This window comes from Salmonella sp. SA15303, assembly GCF_029962125.1.
In the GTDB taxonomy this organism is placed as follows: domain Bacteria; phylum Pseudomonadota; class Gammaproteobacteria; order Enterobacterales; family Enterobacteriaceae; genus Salmonella; species Salmonella enterica.
This window is the reverse complement of sequence record NZ_CP123924.1, coordinates 1,288,827-1,310,141: the sequence shown is the minus strand read 5'-3', so window position 1 is coordinate 1,310,141 and position 21,315 is coordinate 1,288,827. Positions and strand designations below refer to the sequence as shown.

18 protein-coding genes are annotated in these 21,315 nt (G+C 52.7%); 10 read left to right on the top strand and 8 right to left on the bottom strand.

All coding sequences use genetic code 11. The features are described from left to right. Positions 1-4 precede the first annotated feature (4 nt). The 3 genes from iscS to trmJ form a co-directional block, all read right to left on the bottom strand. Positions 5-1,219, bottom strand: a complete 1,215-nt coding sequence (gene iscS / locus QEN31_RS06315; protein ID WP_000775263.1) for a cysteine desulfurase — start codon at positions 1,217-1,219, stop codon at positions 5-7. A 180-nt stretch (positions 1,220-1,399) separates the two neighbouring features. After that, positions 1,400-1,894: a Fe-S cluster assembly transcriptional regulator IscR gene (gene iscR, locus QEN31_RS06310; RefSeq protein WP_001241346.1), complete on the bottom strand. Its 495-nt coding sequence runs from the start codon at positions 1,892-1,894 to the stop codon at positions 1,400-1,402. Between the two features lie 159 nt (positions 1,895-2,053). After that, on the bottom strand, positions 2,054-2,785 hold the full coding sequence (gene trmJ, locus QEN31_RS06305) for a tRNA (cytosine(32)/uridine(32)-2'-O)-methyltransferase TrmJ (protein ID WP_000940032.1): 732 nt from the start codon (positions 2,783-2,785) through the stop codon (positions 2,054-2,056). A gap of 118 nt (positions 2,786-2,903) precedes the next feature. Here trmJ and suhB point away from each other — a divergent pair, with 118 nt between their 5' ends. The 5 genes from suhB (at position 2,904) to asrC (ending at position 7,801) form a co-directional block, all read left to right on the top strand. Continuing rightward, positions 2,904-3,707 carry an inositol-1-monophosphatase gene (gene suhB, locus QEN31_RS06300; RefSeq protein ID WP_000553467.1) on the top strand — a complete coding sequence of 268 codons (804 nt, stop codon included), beginning with the start codon at positions 2,904-2,906 and terminating at the stop codon, positions 3,705-3,707. Between the two features lie 144 nt (positions 3,708-3,851). Beyond that, complete coding sequence (locus QEN31_RS06295) at positions 3,852-4,730, top strand: alpha/beta hydrolase (protein WP_000174944.1); 879 nt, start codon at positions 3,852-3,854, stop codon at positions 4,728-4,730. Between the two features lie 181 nt (positions 4,731-4,911). Next, positions 4,912-5,955, top strand: coding sequence for an anaerobic sulfite reductase subunit AsrA (asrA, locus tag QEN31_RS06290; protein ID WP_000985204.1), 1,044 nt, complete (start codon positions 4,912-4,914; stop codon positions 5,953-5,955). Positions 5,956-5,958: 3 nt separating this feature from the next. After that, a complete protein-coding gene (gene asrB / locus QEN31_RS06285; protein WP_000017587.1) occupies positions 5,959-6,777 on the top strand; it encodes an anaerobic sulfite reductase subunit AsrB in 819 nt (272 codons plus the stop codon). A gap of 10 nt (positions 6,778-6,787) precedes the next feature. Beyond that, positions 6,788-7,801: a sulfite reductase subunit C gene (gene asrC / locus QEN31_RS06280; RefSeq protein ID WP_000020685.1), complete on the top strand. Its 1,014-nt coding sequence runs from the start codon at positions 6,788-6,790 to the stop codon at positions 7,799-7,801. Here asrC and QEN31_RS06275 read toward each other — a convergent pair whose 3' ends face one another. Beyond that, positions 7,802-8,788: a nickel/cobalt transporter gene (locus QEN31_RS06275; RefSeq protein WP_000111027.1), complete on the bottom strand. Its 987-nt coding sequence runs from the start codon at positions 8,786-8,788 to the stop codon at positions 7,802-7,804. Further along, positions 8,779-9,417 carry a DUF1007 family protein gene (locus QEN31_RS06270; protein WP_000805728.1) on the bottom strand — a complete coding sequence of 213 codons (639 nt, stop codon included), beginning with the start codon at positions 9,415-9,417 and terminating at the stop codon, positions 8,779-8,781. Before QEN31_RS06270 ends, QEN31_RS06275 begins: the two co-directional genes overlap by 10 nt. Before the next feature lie 125 nt (positions 9,418-9,542). On the opposite strand from QEN31_RS06270, the gene csiE reads away from it, so the two are divergent. After that, a complete protein-coding gene (gene csiE, locus QEN31_RS06265) occupies positions 9,543-10,820 on the top strand; it encodes a stationary phase inducible protein CsiE (protein WP_000982961.1) in 1,278 nt (425 codons plus the stop codon). On the opposite strand, the gene QEN31_RS06260 is transcribed toward csiE, so the two are convergent. Both QEN31_RS06260 and glyA read right to left on the bottom strand, forming a co-directional pair. Next, the gene (locus QEN31_RS06260; protein ID WP_099949625.1) at positions 10,815-11,954 is read right to left on the bottom strand and encodes a 3-phenylpropionate MFS transporter; all 1,140 of its coding nucleotides are present in this window, start codon (positions 11,952-11,954) and stop codon (positions 10,815-10,817) included. The two genes, csiE and QEN31_RS06260, sit on opposite strands and share 6 nt — an antisense overlap. Before the next feature lie 195 nt (positions 11,955-12,149). Beyond that, complete coding sequence (glyA, locus tag QEN31_RS06255; RefSeq protein WP_000919178.1) at positions 12,150-13,403, bottom strand: serine hydroxymethyltransferase; 1,254 nt, start codon at positions 13,401-13,403, stop codon at positions 12,150-12,152. Positions 13,404-13,727: 324 nt separating this feature from the next. On the opposite strand from glyA, the gene hmpA reads away from it, so the two are divergent. After that, positions 13,728-14,918, top strand: coding sequence for an NO-inducible flavohemoprotein (gene hmpA, locus QEN31_RS06250; protein WP_000883146.1), 1,191 nt, complete (start codon positions 13,728-13,730; stop codon positions 14,916-14,918). 126 nt (positions 14,919-15,044) lie between these two features. Here hmpA and tnpA read toward each other — a convergent pair whose 3' ends face one another. Further along, complete coding sequence (gene tnpA, locus QEN31_RS06245; RefSeq protein WP_000502119.1) at positions 15,045-15,503, bottom strand: IS200/IS605-like element IS200F family transposase; 459 nt, start codon at positions 15,501-15,503, stop codon at positions 15,045-15,047. A 307-nt stretch (positions 15,504-15,810) separates the two neighbouring features. On the opposite strand from tnpA, the gene cadC reads away from it, so the two are divergent. The 3 genes from cadC to cadA all read left to right on the top strand — a co-directional run bounded on the left by cadC (position 15,811) and on the right by cadA (position 21,274). After that, positions 15,811-17,355 carry a lysine decarboxylation/transport transcriptional activator CadC gene (gene cadC / locus QEN31_RS06240; protein ID WP_001187150.1) on the top strand — a complete coding sequence of 515 codons (1,545 nt, stop codon included), beginning with the start codon at positions 15,811-15,813 and terminating at the stop codon, positions 17,353-17,355. Between the two features lie 360 nt (positions 17,356-17,715). After that, the gene (cadB, locus tag QEN31_RS06235) at positions 17,716-19,047 is read left to right on the top strand and encodes a cadaverine/lysine antiporter (protein ID WP_000100008.1); all 1,332 of its coding nucleotides are present in this window, start codon (positions 17,716-17,718) and stop codon (positions 19,045-19,047) included. Between the two features lie 82 nt (positions 19,048-19,129). Continuing rightward, a complete protein-coding gene (gene cadA / locus QEN31_RS06230; RefSeq protein ID WP_001100652.1) occupies positions 19,130-21,274 on the top strand; it encodes a lysine decarboxylase CadA in 2,145 nt (714 codons plus the stop codon). Positions 21,275-21,315 lie beyond the last annotated feature (41 nt).

Here is a 21,315-nt window from a genome sequence, read left to right as displayed (position 1 = left end):
CCGATTAATGATGTGCCCATTCGATGCTGTTCAGATCCACACCCTGCTTGTACATTTCCCACAGTGGAGAAAGGTCACGCAGACGGCCAATGGATTTACGAACCAGATCAATGGTGTAGTCGATCTCTTCTTCAGTGGTAAAACGACCTAAAGAGAAACGGATAGAGCTATGCGCCAGTTCGTCATTCATGCCCAACGCACGCAGCACGTAGGACGGTTCCAGACTGGCGGAGGTGCAGGCGGAACCGGAAGAGACCGCCAGGTCTTTCAGCGCCATGATCAGCGACTCGCCTTCAACGTAGTTAAAGCTCACGTTGAGAATGTTTGGCGCGCCCTGCTCAAGGTCGCCGTTCAGGTAAACTTCTTCAATATCTTTGATGCCGTTCCACAGACGGTTACGCAGACCGCGCAGACGGGCCATTTCGGTCTCCATCTCTTCTTTCGCGATACGGTAAGCTTCGCCCATGCCGACAATCTGGTGGACAGGCAGAGTACCAGAGCGCATACCGCGTTCGTGCCCGCCGCCATGCATCTGCGCTTCAATGCGAATACGCGGCTTACGACGCACATACAGCGCGCCAATGCCTTTCGGACCATAAATTTTATGACCGGAGAAGGACATCAGATCCACTTTCAGTTGGCTCAGATCGATAGGCAGTTTGCCCACGCTCTGGGTGGCATCAACGTGGTAGATGATACCGCGCGCGCGGCACATTTCGCCGATGGTCGCGATATCCTGCACCACGCCGATTTCGTTGTTCACGTGCATGATGGAAACCAGAATGGTGTCGTCACGCATCGCTGCTTCGAGCTCGTTGAGATCGATGATGCCGTTGCGCTGCGGCGCCAGGTAGGTCACTTCAAACCCTTCGCGCTCAAGCTGACGGCAGGTGTCCAGCACCGCTTTGTGCTCGGTCTTGCTGGTGATGATGTGCTTGCCTTTTTTCTGATAAAAGTTGGCAGCGCCTTTAATCGCCAGGTTATCAGACTCCGTCGCCCCTGAGGTAAAGACGATTTCACGCGGGTCGGCGCCGACCAGTTCAGCAATCTGGTTGCGGGCGATATCGACGGCTTCTTCAGCCTGCCAGCCGAAACGGTGTGAACGAGACGCCGGGTTCCCAAAGGTTCCGTCCAGGGTCAGAAACTGCATCATTTTCTCGGCAACACGCGGGTCCACCGGCGTGGTTGCGGAGTAGTCGAGATAAATCGGTAATTTCATTGCTCTTAAACTCCGTACATCACTCAATGCAAGGAATCAGGCAACCGGCTGGATGTACGACCGTGTTGACGGGACGTCCGCGTCCCGGCCTGATTCTGAATTCTTTTTTACGCTTCATCCTTCAGACGACCGCGGCGTTCACCGCATGAGGCCGCCAGAAGAGATGGCGTAATATTTTAATTAAGCGCGTAATTTAACGTCGATAGCGTCCTGCGCACGACCGCTGGCGCGCGGCGCGTCATGCGTGTGCTGGCGACCAGACACATCCAGAACTTCCTGGTTATTCACCAGCTCGCCTAAGGTAATATTGTTGAGAAAACCGGTCAGGCGATCGCTTAAATCACGCCACAGCGCATGGGTCAGGCATTTATCGCCGCCCTGGCAGCCGCCTTTGCCCTGGCAACGGGTCGCGTCAACGGATTCATCAACCGCGCTGATCACTTCGCCGACCGCGATACTGCCAGCATCTTTACCCAGCAGATAACCGCCGCCCGGCCCGCGTACGCTGGAAACCAGACCGTTTTTACGTAAACGGGAAAATAGCTGTTCCAGATAAGAAAGGGAAATCCCCTGACGTTCAGAAATATCAGCCAACGGTACCGGGCCCGCTTCGGAGTTGAGCGCAACGTCTAACATTGCGGTCACGGCATAACGCCCTTTAGATGTCAGTCTCATGTCTTACTTAACCTCAAACTCGCCCCTGCCCGGGGTTTTTTATTGTAAAATGGGGGTATTGCATAGCAGGGACAAGTCTGACATTCCCGAGTAATTTGGTCAACTATTTACTTGAGTAAATTAGTCAGGTATTTAGCGTTCCGTGCGATATTGACGCGGTTACTTGCCTTTATTCTGCTGCTCAATAGACGCCAGAATCCCACGCAGAATATTCAACTCCTGGCTTTCCGGGCGGGCGCGGGTAAACAGACGGCGCAATTTATTCATCACCTGCCCCGGATGGTTTTCGCGAATAAAGCCAGTGGAGAGCAACGTTTGCTCCAGATGGCCGTAGAAGCGTTCAAGATCGTCCACCAGCGGATACGGCGTCTCTTCATGATCTGCCGCGTCGCCGTTTTCCTGCGTCGCCAGCCAGGCCATGCGGACTTCATACGCGATGACCTGTACCGCCATCGCCAGATTCAACGAGCTGTACTCCGGGTTAGCGGCAATAGCGACGTGATAATGGCATTTTTGCAACTCATCGTTAGTCAGCCCGACACGCTCACGACCAAAAACCAGCGCAACCGGCGTATTTGCCGCTTCCGCCACGCTTTTTAAGCCGCACTCGCGCGGATCAAGCATCGGCCACGGCAAAGTGCGGGAACGGGCGCTGGTGCCGACCACCAGGCTACAGCCAGCCAACGCTTCATCCAGCGTATCGACGATCTGCGCATTACCGATCACATCGCTGGCGCCTGCCGCCAGGGCGATGGCCTGGGAGTCCGGTTTCACCAACGGGTTTACCAGCCACAGGTTAGTTAAGCCCATGGTTTTCATAGCGCGAGCCACAGAGCCCATATTGCCGGTGTGGGAGGTTTCCACCAGCACAATTCGAATGTTTTGCAGCATTGTCTTTCTTCAGCTAAAGATTATTCTGACATCTTACCATAAAACCAAGACAGATTCCGATCTCGCTGCTATACTCTGCGCCGTTTTCCCGTTCTTTAACATCCAGTGAGAGAGACCGATGCATCCGATGCTGACCATCGCCGTGCGCGCAGCGCGCAAGGCGGGTAATGTAATTGCCAAAAACTATGAAACTCCGGACGCTGTAGAAGCGAGCCAAAAAGGCAGTAACGATTTTGTGACCAATGTAGATAAGGCCGCTGAAGCGGTGATTATCGACACCATTCGCAAATCTTACCCGCAACACACTATTATCACCGAAGAAAGCGGTGAGCACGTTGGCACAGATCAGGATGTTCAATGGGTTATCGATCCGCTGGATGGCACCACCAACTTCATCAAACGTCTGCCACACTTCGCTGTTTCCATTGCTGTACGCATTAAAGGCCGTACTGAAGTGGCTGTCGTGTACGATCCGATGCGTAACGAACTGTTCACCGCCACCCGCGGTCAGGGCGCGCAACTGAACGGCTACCGTCTGCGCGGCAGTACCGCTCGCGATCTGGACGGCACTATCCTCGCTACTGGCTTCCCGTTCAAAGCCAAACAATACGCGACCACCTACATTAATATTATCGGCAAGCTGTTCACCGAATGCGCCGATTTCCGCCGCACCGGTTCCGCCGCGCTGGATCTGGCCTATGTGGCTGCAGGTCGTGTCGATGGTTTCTTTGAAATTGGCCTTCGTCCGTGGGATTTCGCCGCGGGCGAACTGCTGGTTCGTGAAGCGGGCGGTATCGTCAGCGATTTCACCGGCGGTCATAACTACATGATGACCGGTAATATCGTGGCGGGGAATCCGCGCGTCGTTAAAGCCATGCTGGCGAATATGCGCGACGAACTGAGCGATGCGCTGAAGCGCTAAGTCTCTTCGGCGGATGGGGCCACTCATCCGCCGTGCCTTTTCAGGCGTTTTTCCTAAACACAGCCTCATCGCTTTACTTGCCTGCATGTTTTTGTACGATCGCTCCCTGCTCCGCTATTGGCATAAAGCGGCAAGGAAGCGAACATGACCCTTCAACATACCCGACGCATCGTCAAATCCCTTTTTATTCTGTTTATCATTGTGGTCTGTATTTATCTGCTACCCCGCGTAGCGATCAATGCCTTTTATTACCCGGACAATAAAGTCTATGGGCCAACCCCTGCCGAAGCTGAATCCATTACCTTTACCGCCAAAGATGGCACGCATCTGCACGGCTGGTTTATTCCCACTGCTTTCGGCAGGCCGGAAAACGCCGTCGCGACGGTGATTCATGTCCATGGCAACGCCGGAAATATGTCGGCGCACTGGCCGTTAGTCAGTTGGCTGCCAGAACGCAACGTAAACCTGTTTATGTTTGATTACCGTGGTTTTGGCGAATCTGAGGGCACCCCATCACAAGAGGGGCTACTGGACGATACGAAAAGCGCGATAGATTATGTGCGGCATCGCGCCGACGTTAACCCCGAGCGCCTGGTACTGCTGGGGCAGAGCCTGGGCGGCAATAATGTACTGGCCGCCGTAGGCCACTGCGTAGGCTGCGCAAATATGCGCTACGCCGACCAGGCGGGCATACGTGCGATTATCCTTGACTCAACGTTTTTATCCTATTCCTCCATCGCCAACCAGATGATCCCGGGCAGCGGCTATTTGCTTGATGACCGCTATAGCGCGGATCGCAATATTGCCAGCGTCAGCCCCATTCCGGTATTGATTCTTCATGGCACGGCAGACCATGTTATTCCCTGGCAGGACAGTGAGAAATTGTATGCCCTCGCCCGGGAGCCCAAACAAAAAATCTTCATTCCTGACGGCGATCACATTGATGCTTTTTCCGGACGTTATGCAAACCTTTACCGTGATGCAATGATTAAATTTATTCAGACCGCGCTATCCGCTAAATAGCGCGACGCTGTATATATGCATATTTTATGATTAAGAATATATTTATTATACCGATAGTAAAAACCATTTTTTCCCGTTAGCGAAGGCGGTGGATTAGCGCTAGCGTAACAGTAATATTCAACTGATTTTTATAACAATTTATTTTCATTTGTTTTTCCTGAATATTACTGTGGAGTATGTGATGGCTATCAAAATTACGCCTGACGAGTTTAGTTTGCTTATCCAGCGATTAAACAAAAAATGGCGCGTGTTTGCCCCGTCCGCAGAGTTTCGCGGCGGACGTTTTTCCGACACTGACAACATTATTTATCAACGGATTAGCGGCTGGCGCGATCTCATCTGGCACGAGAAATCGCACATGTCGCCGAATACCATTATCGCCCCTATCACCGAAACGCTCTTTTATTTCGATAAAGACACCATTCAAATTGCCGAGACAGACACTTCCCCGATAATCATCTTTGCCCGCGCCTGCGACATTAACGCCATGTCGCGGCTGGATTATATGTATTTATCAAATGGGAATAATTCCGATTACAGTTATCAACTGCTACGGGAGCATATTCGTTTCGTCCTTATTGAGTGTGAAGAAAGCTTCGAAAATTGTTTCTGCGTCTCAATGGGTACCAATAAAACTGACTGTTATAGCGCCGCCATGCGTTTTAGCGATGAGGGCGCGCTTGTCAGCATCCGCGATCCCTTTATCGAGGCGGCGATACAAGGGCTGGGGCAGGAGGCTGACTATACCCCCTCTTTCGTCAGCGAAAACCGGGAAACCGTCGTCACGCCGGACAGCGTTTGCCACGATCCGCAAAAAATTCGCGACATTCTCACCCACCATCCGCTATGGGACGCCTACGACAGCCGCTGCATCAGTTGTGGCCGCTGCACTACCGGGTGCCCAACCTGTACCTGCTATAGCGTCTTTGACGTCGCCTATGATGAAAATCCGCAGCGCGGCGAACGCCGTCGCCAGTGGGCAAGCTGCATGGTGCCGGGCTTTAGCGACATGGCCGGCGGTCATGGTTTTCGCGAAAAACCCGGCGAGCGTCTGCGCTACCGCGCCCTGCATAAGGTCAATGACTACAAAGCGCGCAACGGCATTGAACATATGTGCGTCGGCTGCGGCCGCTGCGACGATCGCTGCCCGCAATACATCAAATTTTCTTTGATTATCAACAAAATGACCGCTGCCGTTCGGCAGGCGCTGGCAGAGGAGGCATAACGCATGTCACATTGTTCCTGTCATGATAAACCGCAGCACAGTTTGCTGCCTGCGGCGTACCGCATCCTCAGTATTACTCGCCACACGCCGCTGGAGTGGAATTTCCGCGTGGCCGTCGATTTTCCCGCGCACTGGGGGCAATTTGTTGAGGTGTCGCTGCCGCGCGTCGGCGAAGCGCCCATCTCCGTTTCCGACTACGGCGACGGCTGGATAGATCTGCTGATTCGTAATGTCGGAAAAGTGACCAGCGCCCTCTTTACGCTGAAAGAAGGCGACAACGTGTGGCTACGCGGCTGCTATGGCAATGGCTATCCGGTCGATACGCTGCGCCATAAGCCCTTACTGGTTGTCGCAGGCGGTACGGGCGTCGCGCCGGTGAAAGGCTTAATGCGCTATTTCGTTGAGAATCCCCAGGAAATTGGTCAACTGGATATGATTCTCGGCTATAAAAATCGCGATTGCGTGCTGTACAAAGAAGAAATGGCGACGTGGCGCGGCAAACATAATCTGGTACTCACGCTGGATGAAGGCGAGGCTGATGACCGTTACCAGATTGGCCGGGTGACCGATCGGCTTGCCGACATGACGCTTAGCGATATCGACACTATGCAGGCCATCGTCGTTGGGCCGCCAATAATGATTACCTTTACCGTAAAAATGCTGCTGCAAAAAGGGCTCAAGCCGGAGCAAATCTGGGTGGACTACGAACGCCGGATGGCCTGCTCCGTCGGGAAGTGCGGCCACTGCCGTATGGGCGAAGTGTATGTCTGCACCGACGGTCCGATATTTAACTACGCCGTCGCGCAACGTTTTGCCGATTAAGGAGAACATCATGAGCATTGATATTGATATCATTAAAGCCCGTGCGAAAAACGAATATCGCCTGTCAAAAGTGCGCGGCGAAGCCATGATCAGCGTCCGCATTCCCGGCGGTATTTTGCCCGCGCATTTGCTAACGGTGGCGCGTGACATCGCCGAAACCTGGGGCAACGGACAAATTCACCTCACTACCCGCCAGAAGCTGGCGATGCCGGGTATCCGTTACGAAGATATCGACAACGTGAACGCTGCGCTGGAGCCGTTTCTTCGCGAGATTGAAATAGAACTGTGCGACGTCCAGGTTGAGGATACCAAAGCGGGCTATCTCGCTATTGGCGGGCGAAATATTGTCGCCTGTCAGGGGAACCGCATTTGCCAGAAAGCCAACACTGACACGACCGGTCTGTCCCGTCGTCTTGAAAAACTGGTCTATCCCAGCCCTTATCATCTCAAAACGGTCATCGTCGGCTGCCCGAATGATTGCGCGAAGGCGTCAATGGCCGATCTGGGGATTATTGGCGTGGCGAAAATGCGCTTCACTGCCGATCGCTGTATCGGTTGCGGCGCCTGCGTGAAGGCCTGTAGTCACCACGCGGTAGGCTGCCTGGCGCTGAAGAACGGCAAAGCGGTCAAAGAAGAGTCCGCCTGTATCGGCTGCGGCGAGTGCGTGCTGGCCTGTCCGACGCTGGCCTGGCAACGTAAGCCGGATCAGCTCTGGCAAGTCCGTCTGGGCGGACGCACCAGTAAAAAGACGCCGCGCGTCGGCAAGCTCTTCCTCAACTGGGTGACTGAAGATGTGATAAAGCAGGTGATCGTTAACCTGTATGAATTTGAAAAAGAGATGCTCGGCGGAAAACCGATCTATCTACATATGGGCCATCTGATCGACAAAGGCGGCTACCTGCGTTTTAAAGAACGGGTACTGCGCGGCGTTCAGCTCAATCCGGAAGCGATGGTCGCCGAACGCATTTACTGGGCCGAAGACGAATCCGTCGCGCGGATGCATCTCAAACCCGCCGGGCACTAATCAACCACGCCATGGCCGCAGCCCGCCCACAGGCTGCGGCACGCTAAACCACATGACCAGCGCCGCGACAAGCAGTATGCCCCCTCCAGCCAGCGCCAGCGTTGACCAGCCTACCTGCCGCCATAACGCCGGCGCTTTGTTTCCACTGAGTTTCACCGCCAGAGCACGAAAAGTGTGTACCAGCAACGCCAGCGAGGTAATCGTTAGCGAGGTTCCCGCCGCCATCGCCAGTACCGACGCCATTCCCCAGCTAAAAACGCCAATCACTTTACTGAATAACAGCACCATTATCGCGCCGGAACAGGGCCGCATCCCCATAGACAGTACGATCATGAATCGCGCGCGCCAGTCATCGCCGCTATGCAATTGTTCCTGCGTCGGTAGATGCTGATGTCCGCAGCCGCATTTTTCATGGTGAACATGGCGCGGCGTAAAAGCGATAAAGACAGGTTTACGTAGCAGCGCGCGTAACCTTTTTATGGCCCGCCAGCACAGCAAAATGCCCAGCCCGCCAACTAACGCATAGCTCCCCTTTTCCAGCCAGAAGCCGCTCAGATGGAGCTGCCTGGCCGGAAGTTGCAATACGGTCAGCACGCCCACCACCAACCCGATAGCCACGAGCCCCTGTAATAACGCGGCGGCGAGGGTTAACACGATACTCGATTTCAACTTCGAAGGATGCGTCGCCAGCCATGTCGCGATCACCACTTTGCCGTGTCCCGGCCCCAGCGCATGAAGCACGCCATACATAAAACTCAGCAGAAGCAACGATCCGCCCGCCCGCTCAGGATGCGTCGCCACCGCGTTAAGCAGCGCGCTCAACTGCTGATTCACGTCCCGCTGCCAAAGAGCGCTTTTCAACATCACCTGCGGCCAGGCCTGCCACATCCACAGACCGCCAACCAGCATCAGCAGCAGGAATAACGCCAATGGCCACAGCGAGAGCCAGCGCCGCCCCGGAGTGCGTTGAGAAAAAATTACTGACATTGCAAGGTCACCGTTTGGGCAAACTGTTTACCTAAATCCATATCCTCCGGCGGCGCGTCCTCTTTATCCAGCGACTGGGCGAAACGTAGCGTCTCTTCGCCGGGCGCAGGAGTATAAACCTGAATCCGACACTTTTCGCGCAGCGGTTCCGGCATCGTGATATCGCTGTCCTGGTCATAATGCATATCGACATAATAAGAGGGATCAAACGTTGAAAAGGTATAAGTCTGTCCGCTTAACGGCTGCGGTTCAGCCAGCGGTAGCGTAAAGGTCAATACCGCCTGATGCGCGTCACGCGTCATACCGTATTCTGTCGGCCTGTTTTTAAACTTCACTTTCGCGCCATTGCGCCACACTTCTGTAAAGTAGTGCTGCCCAAGTACGTTAGCCATCACTTCCGCCGCCAACTTTTTCCATATTTCTGACCCCGGTGCCGCGTTTCCGGCGTCATACAGCAGATCTGCGGACGTCAGCGCGTCCATTGTCCAGCGCATTTTTAACGCCACAAATTGCTCATTTTCACTGACCACCTGCGTTTGCAGACGGATGAAGCTGTGCGGATGCGCCGCCGCCACGAAAGATAAAACGGCAAGAAATAGTGTTAAGGCGCTGCGTTTCACTGGCTTCATCTGTTCCTCGCGATAAAAATTCTGTGACACTCCTCAGCATTCCTGGCCTAAAAGCACGCTTATCACATTTTTCACACGCAAACTTTAGCTATCCTTACCAGACAAACTAACGGGAGACCTGACAGATGATGCCGACAATTGCCCCACCATCTGTACTTTCCGCTCCCCAGCGCCGCTGTCAGGTATTGCTGACGCTTTTCCAGCCGGAGCCAATTGCCACGGTGGAAATCTTCAGCGCGCTTAATGGCGTTGATGATGATACTGCCCGTGAGGATATCACTGAGACAAGCCTGGAGATCCAGCGCTATCATCGCCTTGCCATCACAACATGCCAGAACGGTTGCTATCGGATCGAAGGTACAGCACTCGATCAGCGCCTTTGCCTTTTACACTGGCTCAGGCGCGGCCTGCGTTTATGCCCGACCTTCGTCACGCAACAGTTTACCCCGGCCTTAAAAAACGCGCTAAAGCAGCGCGGTATCGCGCGTCCGCTGTATGACGATATTAATCTGCACGCGCTCATCAATCTGTGCGCCCGCCGGTTGCAAAAACCATTTGAACATCGCGACGTGCAGTTCCTGCGTCTCTTTTTACAGTATTGTCTGCTACAACACCATGCCGGCATCACCCCGGAATTCAACCCTGTGCAGCAGATTTGGGCGCAGTCGTGCGCGGAATATCCACTCGCCCAGGAAATTGGTCGTCACTGGCAGCGCCACGTGATGCAGGCCGCACCGCTCAATGAAGCGCTGTTTATGGCGTTACTGTTTTCAATGATTCGCCTCCCCGACCCGATTCGCGACACGCATCAACGGGCGCAGCAACTGCGACTGGAGGTGGCGCGGCTGGTGCTGCGCTTTCGAGAAAAAGGGAACGTACGCTTCAGCGACGAACAAGGGCTTAACGATCAGCTGTATGTCCATCTCGCCCAGGCGCTGAACCGAAGTTTATTCACGATTGGCATCGATAATACGCTTCCGGAAGAGTTTAACCGTCTTTATCCGCGTCTGGTTCGCACCACACGTGAGGCGCTCGCCGGATTTGAAGCCGAATATGGTATCCACTTTTCCGAGGAAGAGACGGGGCTGGTGGCAGTGATTTTCGGCGCCTGGCTAATGCAGGATAACGATTTGCATGAGAGACAGATCGTATTGTTAGCGGATAAAAATGATGCGCTGGAGACGCATATTGAGCAGCAACTGCGTGAACTGACCCTGTTGCCGCTGAATATCAGACGGATATCGCTCCAGGCGTTTCAAAAAGAGGGATGCCCGCGCGGCGTAGCGCTGATTGTTACCCCTTACGCCACGCCGCTACCGCTCTTCTCACCGCCGTTAATTCATGCGGATCGCGCCCTCACAGAGCACCAACAGCAGCAGATCCGCAAGATCCTGGAATCATGACGCGGCAACCACTTTGGGCCGAAGGAAGATAGCGGGCAATGCCACCAGCGCCATAATCCAGAATACGCCGCCGCCCAGATGTTGATACAGAAAACCGGCAAATACCGTCATAATCGCGATACTGCCGCCCATCGCCACAGCGGAATAGACGGCCTGCAAACGAATCACCTCGCTTCCCTGACGCGCAGCGATATAGCGCATGGCGGCCAGATGGCAAACGGTAAACGTGCCACAGTGCAGGATTTGTATCACAATCAGCCACGGCAACGCCGTACTCCAGCCCATCAGTCCCCAGCGTACCACGCCGCACACAGCGGAAAGCAACAGCAAGTCGCGGGCGCTAAACCGGCGGAATAGCTTTTTACTCAGGGCGAAAATGATCACTTCCGCCACCACGCCCAACGACCATAAATAGCCGACCGCCGATGCTGAATAGCCAGCCCCCTGCCAGTAGATGGCGCTAAAACCGTAGTAGGCGGCGTGCGCCCCTTGCAGCAAACAGACGCAGGCGAGAAAACGCCAACTTTGTGCCACCAGCGTACGCCAGGCGGGCCAGCCTGCGCTCTCCTGCTGACGGCTTTCCCCTTGCGGCGGCACGCTGGGACGTAACAACATACCCAGCAACATCGAGGCGACGCCGAGCGTCAGTAGCGCCAGAATCGCCTGGTAATCGTATAAACTCACCAGCTTACCGGTCAGCGCCGACCCTATCACGAAGGCGATGGACCCCCACAGCCGCACCCGACCATAGTCCAGGGTAATTTGCTTTTGCCAGGTATTGGCCAGCGCATCGGTCAGCGGCACCAGTGGCGAAAAGAAGAGGTTAAACCCAACCATCACCACCATTAGCCACGCGACATGCGTTCCTGCCCAAAATGCCAGCGCAAATACCAGCGTCAGCAATGCCAGGACGCGCAGCGCGGAGATCAACCGCGAAGGATCGCTTACGCGAGGCGCAATGAGCAGACTACCGAGAAAACGCGCGACCAGACCCACGCCCAGCAGAAGACCGATGGTTTCCGGCGTTAGCCCAAGACCTTTGAGCCAGACGCTCCAGAAGGGCAGAAAAATACCGTAACTAAAGAAGTAGGTGAAATAACTGAGCGCCAGCCAGCGCGTGGAATGCAATACCATGATTCCCTCCCGTTTGGAGGCGATAGTCTGGCGGTAAACGGTTGCGCTGGCAAGGGTAACATAAGGTTAACAGGCGGAGGGAGAAGTTCAAACGGCAACGCCGCCGGATAATGACTTCCGGCGGCGTCACGTTATGGCGCATAAGTAATGCCCGACAGACGCAGCGCCATCGGGCCATTTTCACAACACAAGCGCTTATGCGTAAACCGGGAAGCGTGCGCAGATATCCAGCACTTTCGCTTTCACGCGTTCAATGGTGGCTTCATCATTGATGTTGTCCAGCACGTCACACATCCAGCCAGCCAGCTCTTTCACTTCCGCTTCTTTGAAGCCGCGACGAGTAACCGCCGGAGAACCAATACGGATACCGGAGGTCACGAACGGGCTCTTAGGATCGTTCGGCACGCTGTTTTTGTTCACGGTGATGTTAGCACGGCCCAGCGCGGCGTCAGCTTCTTTACCGGTCAGGTTTTTATCCACCAGGTCCAGCAGGAACAGGTGGTTCTCAGTGCCGCCAGACACCACTTTGTAGCCGCGGTTCAGGAACACTTCCACCATCGCTTTGGCGTTTTTCGCCACCTGCTGCTGGTAAACTTTGAACTCCGGCTCCATCGCTTCTTTCAGCGCTACCGCTTTACCGGCGATCACGTGCATCAGCGGGCCGCCCTGCGCGCTTGGGAAGACGGCGGAGTTCAGTTTTTTATACAGCTCTTCATCGCCGCCCTTCGCCAGGATCAGGCCGCCGCGCGGACCCGCCAGGGTTTTGTGGGTGGTGGTGGTGACAACGTGAGCGTGCGGAACCGGGTTCGGGTAAACGCCTGCGGCAATCAGGCCCGCCACGTGCGCCATGTCGACAAACAGGTATGCGCCGATGCTGTCAGCGATTTCACGCATTTTTGCCCAGTCAACCACGCCGGAGTAGGCAGAGAAGCCACCGATAATCATCTTCGGCTTGTGCTCTTTGGCCAGCTTCGCCATCTCGTCATAGTCAATTTTACCGGACTCATCGATACCGTAAGGTACGATGTTGTACAGTTTACCGGAGAAGTTAACCGGGGAGCCGTGAGTCAGGTGGCCGCCCTGCGCCAGGTTCATACCCAGAACGGTATCGCCCGGCTGCAGCAGCGCGGTGTAAACAGCGAAGTTAGCCTGAGAACCGGAGTGCGGCTGCACGTTAGCGTAGTCGGCGCCGAACAGTTCTTTCGCGCGGTCGATAGCCAGTTGCTCTACGACATCAACGTATTCGCAACCGCCGTAGTAGCGCTTGCCCGGATAACCTTCAGCGTATTTGTTGGTCAGCTGAGACCCCTGCGCCTGCATCACGCGCGGGCTGGTGTAGTTTTCGGAGGCGATCAGTTCGATGTGCTCTTCCTGACGTACTTTTTCCTGCTCCATAGCCTGCCACAATTCGGCATCATAATCGGCAATGTTCATTTCACGCTTTAACATCCGCATCTCCTGACTCAGCTAACAATAAAATTTGTGCCTGAAAAGGCAGTCCGTGGGACTTCGGCCAACAGTATAACCGAATCATTCTTCGATAACAGGTCTTGACAAAGGTTTTTACGCAAACGATTACCTATGCGTCAGATAAGGGTTTCCTGAACGAGAGTCTGACGAATTTCAACGGATTTCTTTTCAGCTTTGTGATGCAGATTTTTCACGTTGTTACCTCCATAACGTAAAGCAGAGAAGATCCATTTACAATGCAAGGGTATTTTTATAAGATGCATTTGATATACATCATTAGATTTTCACATAAAGGAAGCACGTATGCTTGACGCACAAACCATCGCTACAGTAAAGGCCACCATTCCCCTGCTGGTTGAAACAGGACCGAAACTGACCGCCCACTTCTACGACCGTATGTTTACGCATAACCCGGAGCTCAAAGAAATCTTCAATATGAGCAACCAGCGTAACGGCGATCAGCGTGAAGCCCTGTTTAATGCTATCGCGGCCTACGCCAGCAATATCGAAAATTTACCGGCGTTGCTGCCGGCGGTAGAAAAAATCGCGCAGAAGCACACCAGCTTCCAGATTAAGCCGGAGCAGTACAACATCGTCGGGACACATCTGCTGGCGACGCTGGACGAAATGTTCAACCCGGGCCAGGAAGTGCTGGACGCGTGGGGCAAAGCCTATGGCGTACTGGCTAACGTCTTTATTCATCGGGAAGCCGAGATTTATCACGAGAACGCCAGCAAAGACGGCGGCTGGGAAGGCACGCGCCCCTTCCGCATCGTTGCGAAAACCCCGCGTAGCGCACTGATCACCAGCTTTGAGTTTGAACCAGTCGACGGCGGTACGGTGGCGGAATACCGTCCCGGGCAGTATCTGGGCGTCTGGCTGAAGCCGGAAGGTTTTGCGCATCAGGAGATCCGCCAATATTCACTGACCCGTAAACCCGATGGCAAAGGGTACCGTATTGCCGTGAAGCGTGAAGACGGCGGCCAGGTATCAAACTGGTTACACCATCACGCCAGCGTAGGCGATGTGGTGCATCTGGCTGCGCCGGCAGGTGACTTCTTTATGAATGTCGCCGCTGATACCCCCGTTTCGCTGATTTCCGCTGGCGTCGGCCAGACGCCGATGTTAGCGATGCTCGATACGCTGGCGAAAGAACAGCATACCGCGCAGGTGAACTGGTTCCACGCGGCGGAGAACGGCGACGTCCATGCGTTTGCCGACGAAGTGAGCGAGCTGGGCCGTACACTGCCGCGTTTCACTGCCCATACCTGGTACCGCGAGCCGACTGAGGCCGATCGCGCCCAACGCCTCTTCGACAGCGAAGGGCTGATGGATTTAAGCAAACTGGAAGCCGCGATCAGCGATCCAGCAATGCAGTTCTATCTTTGCGGCCCGGTAGGCTTTATGCAGTTTGCCGCAAAACAACTGGTTTCACTTGGCGTGAATAACGAAAACATTCATTACGAATGCTTCGGCCCGCATAAAGTGCTGTAATTGCAACAAATCCTCTGAATAAATATCCTCCGGCATAGCCGGAGGTTTTTCAGATGCGCCTATAAGGCTCTCTTACCAGCCGCGCCCTAACAGGCGCATACGATCTGACATTTGCATCAAACTTCGTTACTTACGGCCCGTAAACGGGCTGCCCGGATACGGGATCGATAATTGCTCACCCATTTTATCCTCTTCAAGCTGGTGCTTTATGTAGTCCTGTATCTTCGCCGTGTTCTTACCCACCGTATCGACATAGTACCCTCTGCACCAGAACTCCCTGTTCCTGTATTTGAATTTTAGATCCCCAAACTGCTCGTAAAGCATCAGACTACTTTTACCCTTCAGATATCCCATGAAACTCGACACACTCATCTTCGGCGGGATCTCCAGAAGCATGTGAATATGATCTGCACAACATTCTGCTTCCAGAATTCGTACGTTTTTCCATTCACACAATTTTCTTAATATGCTGCCTACTGCCCTACGCTTCTCTCCATAGAACGCTTGTCTTCGGTATTTGGGCGCGAAAACTATGTGATATTTACAGTTCCATCGGGTGTGCGCTAAGCTCTTTTCGTCCCCCATTGGGACCCCCTTTTGATTTCTTGTTGAACTTTTGCAGTTGCCAGACCGCAAGATGTTTTAACAAATCAAAAGGGGTTTTAATAACTGGCTTAAAGCTGAAAGCTTTCCGGAACCCCCAGCCTAGCTGGGGGTTTTCCATAGACAAAAAACGGGCGTTATCGTTAAGGCGAACGCCCGTTTTCCTCCCCGTTCCCCTGCTTATTGCGCTGCTTTTTATGCCTTTCTTTTACAAAAAAGGGGAATAAAAAAAGTCTGTGCAAATCGTGTTATTATTAACGTTTGACTTAGCTCGTTAGGGCATCTTTTTATGCAGCAACCTGTTGTACGCATTGGAGAGTGGCTGGTTACACCTTCTGTTAATCAGATCAGTCGTCAGGGACGCCAGATTACTCTTGAACCACGGCTGATCGATCTTCTGATGTATTTTGCGCATCACCCGGATGAAGTGTTAAGCCGGGATAACATTATTGATCATGTCTGGATGCGCACCATCGTGACCAACCATGTTGTCACCCAAAGCATTTCTGAACTACGCAAATCATTAAGAGATGGCGGAGACAGCAATGCTGAATACATCGTTACCGTACCTAAACGCGGCTATAAGCTGACGGCGCCGGTTATCTGGTGCGAAGAAAATAGCGATGAGATCGATAATTCATCAACGTCGCCGCCGCCGCCGATCGCAGCGACGAATGCAGAACCGACGGAGGGGGTTACTGCCGCTACGCCTGTGCCGCCCGCCTCTTTGCAAACGCCGACTAAAAAGGCGAAAAAGCCGCGTATTGCCGCTTTCTGGACGTGGGTGATGTTCCTGCTCTCGCTGGCGACGCTGGTGGTGTTTATCGTGATGTCGGTGGTAGATCATAATGCCGCGGTAACAAAAACGCGGTTATTACTTAACCCACGAGATATAGATGTTCGTTTTGAAGGCGGCAATTCCTGTAATAACTGGGTCTCTCAGGAGTCCTACGCCATCGGTCTGGGCGGCTTAATCACCGACCTGCTGAACACCTACTCGACTTTTATGGTGCACGATAAAACCAATTACCGGGTCAATGAGCCAAGCAGCTCCGGTAAGACGTTAACCATTCAGTTTGTCAATCAGCGCCACTATCGGGCGCAGCAGTGCTTTATGTCTGTAGTGCTCATTGATAACGCCGATGGTTCAACCATGCTGGATAAGCGTTATTTCGTCACCAATACTAACCAGTTGTCCATCCAGGATGATCTGTTTAATAGCCTGTCTTTCGTTTTAACACAGCCCTGGCCTAATCGTATGCGAGAACAACTGGCCCTGTTCAGAACGCCGCAAAATACCGCACTGATGCGTTTTTATGAGGCGCGCCAGCTTATTCTGAGCGGCGATGCGCAGGCGCTAGGTAAAGCCAGCGATATTCTGAATGGCATTATTAAGGAAACGCCTGATTTCAACTATGCCTATGAATATAAAGTGCTGGTAGATGTATTACGGCAATCACAGCAGCCGTTTGATAAAGAACAAGTGGCCGCACTGAACGAAGAGTTTAAAAAAATAGATCAAATTCCGGGCGTTGAGAAAACGTCTGTTTATTATAAAATCAAGACCGTCGATCTGTTAGGCAAAGGTGATATCGATGCAGCGTATGAGGAAATCAATAAAAGCATCGAGCTTGAAATGTCGTGGTTTAACTATGTCCTGTTGGGGAAAGTTTACGAAATGAAAGGTGAGAATCGTCTGGCCGCTGATGCCTATCTGACCGCCTTTAATTTACGTCCAGGTGAAAACACTCTGTACTGGATCGAGAACGGCGTATTTCAGACATCCGTTCAGAAAATTGTCCCTTATCTGAATAGTTTTCTGGCAGAAGATTAAATTTAACGCTGAACCATGACAAATAAAAGCGAAAAGATATTAAATTTTTCGCTTTTATTTTGTGAAAAACATGTTGCCAAAAATAGCTTATGTTAATTTTGGCAACATATTCATTGCAAAGATATGTAAATATAACTCTTTGTAATTAAACGATGTTTATCCTTTCATGATATTTTCCATGATATTTATATGTTAATTCAAAAAAATCAATCTATCAGTTTTTTCATGTTTGTGTTTATTTCACTTTTTCTTTAGGACTTATCTCAACCCATTCGTTAATCTTGTCGACAGTTGAACGGGCACGCAGCATATATGAAGCATAAGCCCGGTTCTTAAAAATACAGCTCAGGAGAAATGAACATGAGTTCTGTCAAAAAGATCGGGCTATTTGCCTGTACTGGCGTCGTTGCCGGTAATATGATGGGGAGCGGGATTGCATTATTACCCGCCAACCTTGCCAGTATTGGTGGCATTGCCATCTGGGGCTGGGTAATTTCTATTATTGGGGCAATGTCGCTGGCTTATGTTTATGCGAGGCTGGCAACCAAAAACCCTCAACAGGGTGGCCCTATCGCTTATGCTGGGGAAATATCTCCGGCGTTTGGTTTCCAGACCGGCGTTCTTTATTATCACGCAAACTGGATTGGTAACTTAGCCATCGGTATTACCGCGGTTTCTTATCTTTCTACGTTCTTCCCGGCATTAAATAATCCAATACCGGCAGGTATTGCCTGTATTGCTATCGTCTGGCTGTTCACCTTTATTAATATGCTGGGTGGGGCCTGGGTCAGCCGCTTGACAACGATTGGCCTATTCCTGGTGCTGATCCCGGTAGTCTTGACCGCAGTCGCCGGCTGGCATTGGTTCGATATCGCGACCTATCACGCGAACTGGAACACGTCCACGACGACCGACTCTCACGCCATTGTTAAAAGTATTCTGCTCTGCCTGTGGGCGTTCGTTGGCGTTGAGTCTGCCGCCGTCAGCACCGGCATGGTGAAAAACCCGAAACGCACCGTACCGCTGGCAACCATGCTGGGTACCGCGCTGGCAGGCATCATCTATATCGCTGCGACTCAGGTTATCGCCGGGATGTTCCCAGCTTCCGTTATGGCCTCTTCCGGCGCGCCGTTCGCTATCAGTACCTCCACGATTCTGGGTGGCTGGGCTGCGCCGCTGGTTTCCGCCTTTACCGCTTTCGCCTGCCTGACGTCTCTGGGCTCCTGGATGATGCTGGTCGGCCAGGCTGGGGTTCGCGCCGCCAACGACGGCAACTTCCCGAAAATTTACGGTGAAATGGATAAAAACGGTATTCCGAAAAAAGGTCTGCTGTTGGCTGCGGTGAAAATGACGGCGCTGATGATTCTGATCACCATCATGAACTCCAGCGGCGGTAAAGCGTCCGACCTGTTCGGCGAACTGACCGGGATTGCCGTACTGCTTACCATGCTGCCGTACTTCTACTCCTGTGTTGACCTGATTCGCTTCGAAGGGTTCAACATCCGTAACTCGGTAAGCCTGATTTGTTCTGTACTGGGCTGCGCATTTTGCTTCATCGCACTGATGGGCGCCAGCTCCTTCGAACTCTCCGGCACCTTTATCGTCAGTCTGATCATCCTGATGTTCTACGGTCGCAAAATGCACCAGCGCCAGAACAACGACAGCGACAACAATACGGCTGAAGCGCTTTAACCGCTAACTCCTTTTTCTCAAAGCCCCTTTCGTCACCTGCTATAGCGTAGCGGGAGGGGCCCACTTTACCAGGAACAAGACTATGAACGTTATTGCTATCATGAACCACATGGGCGTCTACTTTAAAGAAGAGCCTATTCGTGAACTGCATCGTGCACTGGAAGGTTTAAATTTCCGTATCGTCTATCCAAACGACCGAGAAGACCTGCTGAAGCTGATTGAAAATAACTCCCGCCTTTGCGGCGTCATTTTCGACTGGGATAAATATAACCTTGAGCTTTGCGAAGAGATTAGCAAGCTGAACGAGTATATGCCGCTGTACGCCTTCGCCAACAGCTACTCTACGCTGGACGTCAGCCTCAACGATCTGAGAATGCAGGTTCGCTTCTTTGAATATGCTTTAGGCGCCGCAGCCGATATCGCGGCGAAAATTCGCCAGAATACCGATGAATACATCGACAATATTCTGCCGCCGCTGACAAAAGCGCTGTTCAAATATGTGCGCGAAGGGAAATATACTTTCTGTACGCCTGGCCACATGGGCGGGACCGCTTTCCAGAAAAGCCCCGTCGGCAGCATCTTTTATGATTTCTTCGGCCCGAACACGATGAAATCCGATATTTCGATTTCCGTTTCTGAACTGGGTTCGCTGCTGGACCACTCCGGCCCGCATAAAGAAGCGGAAGAGTATATCGCCCGCGTCTTTAACGCCGAACGTAGCTACATGGTGACGAACGGCACCTCTACGGCGAACAAAATCGTCGGTATGTACTCCGCGCCGGCAGGCAGCACGGTACTGATTGACCGTAACTGCCATAAATCGCTGACCCATCTGATGATGATGAGCGACATTACGCCGATTTATTTCCGCCCAACCCGTAACGCCTACGGTATTCTTGGCGGTATTCCGCAAAGCGAGTTCCAGCACGCCACTATCGCTAAACGGGTAAAAGAGACGCCTAACGCAACCTGGCCGGTCCATGCTGTTATTACTAACTCAACCTATGACGGTCTGTTGTATAACACTGACTACATCAAGAAAACTCTGGATGTGAAGTCCATTCATTTTGACTCCGCCTGGGTGCCTTATACCAATTTCTCCCCTATTTATCAGGGTAAATGCGGTATGAGCGGCGACCGTGTGGAAGGCAAAATCATTTATGAAACCCAGTCCACGCATAAACTGCTGGCGGCGTTTTCACAGGCATCCATGATTCATGTTAAAGGCGACATTAACGAAGAAACCTTTAACGAAGCCTACATGATGCATACCACCACTTCTCCGCACTACGGTATCGTAGCGTCTACTGAAACCGCAGCGGCGATGATGAAAGGTAATGCGGGTAAACGCCTGATTAACGGCTCTATTGAACGTGCGATTAAATTCCGTAAAGAAATTAAACGCCTGAAAAGCGAATCTGACGGCTGGTTCTTTGACGTATGGCAGCCGGAACATATCGATGGAGCTGAGTGCTGGCCGCTGCGTTCAGATAGCGCATGGCATGGCTTCAAAAATATCGATAACGAACACATGTACCTCGACCCGATCAAAGTCACTATCCTGACGCCGGGGATGAAGAAAGACGGTACGATGGATGAGTTCGGTATTCCGGCAAGTCTGGTCGCCAAATATCTCGATGAACGCGGCATCATCGTAGAAAAAACCGGTCCATACAACCTGCTGTTCCTGTTCAGCATTGGTATCGACAAAACCAAAGCTCTGAGCCTGCTGCGCGCGCTCACTGAATTTAAACGCGCCTTTGACCTGAACCTGCGCGTCAAAAACATTCTGCCGGCACTGTACCGCGAAGCGCCTGAGTTTTATGAAAATATGCGCATCCAGGAACTGGCGCAGAATATTCATAAACTGGTCGAACATCATAATCTGCCGGACTTAATGTACCGTGCGTTTGAAGTGCTGCCGAAAATGGTGATGACGCCGTATACTGCGTTCCAGAAAGAGCTGCATGGCGAAACGGAAGAGGTGTATCTTGAAGAGATGGTTGGACGCGTCAACGCCAACATGATCCTTCCTTACCCTCCGGGAGTGCCGCTGGTGATGCCTGGTGAAATGATCACCGAGGAAAGCCGTCCGGTACTGGAATTCCTGCAAATGCTGTGCGAAATCGGCGCCCACTATCCGGGCTTCGAAACCGATATCCACGGCGCCTATCGTCAGGCAGACGGACGTTACACCGTTAAGGTGCTGAAAGAAAATACGAAATAAGTACCAAAGGGAAGTGGCTTGCCACTTCCCTTTTTTCACGC

Bases quoted from the DNA above. Each gene is read 5' to 3' on its own strand.
- iscS (WP_000775263.1), bottom strand. From the start codon at position 1,219: ATGAAATTACCGATTTATCTCGACTACTCCGCAACCACGCCGGTGGAC.
- suhB (WP_000553467.1), top strand. From the start codon at position 2,904: ATGCATCCGATGCTGACCATCGCCGTGCGCGCAGCGCGCAAGGCGGGT.
- asrC (WP_000020685.1), top strand. From the start codon at position 6,788: ATGAGCATTGATATTGATATCATTAAAGCCCGTGCGAAAAACGAATAT.
- asrB (WP_000017587.1), top strand. From the start codon at position 5,959: ATGTCACATTGTTCCTGTCATGATAAACCGCAGCACAGTTTGCTGCCT.
- QEN31_RS06260 (WP_099949625.1), bottom strand. From the start codon at position 11,954: ATGGTATTGCATTCCACGCGCTGGCTGGCGCTCAGTTATTTCACCTAC.
- QEN31_RS06275 (WP_000111027.1), bottom strand. From the start codon at position 8,788: ATGTCAGTAATTTTTTCTCAACGCACTCCGGGGCGGCGCTGGCTCTCG.
- trmJ (WP_000940032.1), bottom strand. From the start codon at position 2,785: ATGCTGCAAAACATTCGAATTGTGCTGGTGGAAACCTCCCACACCGGC.
- cadB (WP_000100008.1), top strand. From the start codon at position 17,716: ATGAGTTCTGTCAAAAAGATCGGGCTATTTGCCTGTACTGGCGTCGTT.
- glyA (WP_000919178.1), bottom strand. From the start codon at position 13,403: ATGTTAAAGCGTGAAATGAACATTGCCGATTATGATGCCGAATTGTGG.
- iscR (WP_001241346.1), bottom strand. From the start codon at position 1,894: ATGAGACTGACATCTAAAGGGCGTTATGCCGTGACCGCAATGTTAGAC.
- cadC (WP_001187150.1), top strand. From the start codon at position 15,811: ATGCAGCAACCTGTTGTACGCATTGGAGAGTGGCTGGTTACACCTTCT.
- QEN31_RS06295 (WP_000174944.1), top strand. From the start codon at position 3,852: ATGACCCTTCAACATACCCGACGCATCGTCAAATCCCTTTTTATTCTG.
- hmpA (WP_000883146.1), top strand. From the start codon at position 13,728: ATGCTTGACGCACAAACCATCGCTACAGTAAAGGCCACCATTCCCCTG.
- asrA (WP_000985204.1), top strand. From the start codon at position 4,912: ATGGCTATCAAAATTACGCCTGACGAGTTTAGTTTGCTTATCCAGCGA.
- csiE (WP_000982961.1), top strand. From the start codon at position 9,543: ATGATGCCGACAATTGCCCCACCATCTGTACTTTCCGCTCCCCAGCGC.
- cadA (WP_001100652.1), top strand. From the start codon at position 19,130: ATGAACGTTATTGCTATCATGAACCACATGGGCGTCTACTTTAAAGAA.
- QEN31_RS06270 (WP_000805728.1), bottom strand. From the start codon at position 9,417: ATGAAGCCAGTGAAACGCAGCGCCTTAACACTATTTCTTGCCGTTTTA.
- tnpA (WP_000502119.1), bottom strand. From the start codon at position 15,503: ATGGGGGACGAAAAGAGCTTAGCGCACACCCGATGGAACTGTAAATAT.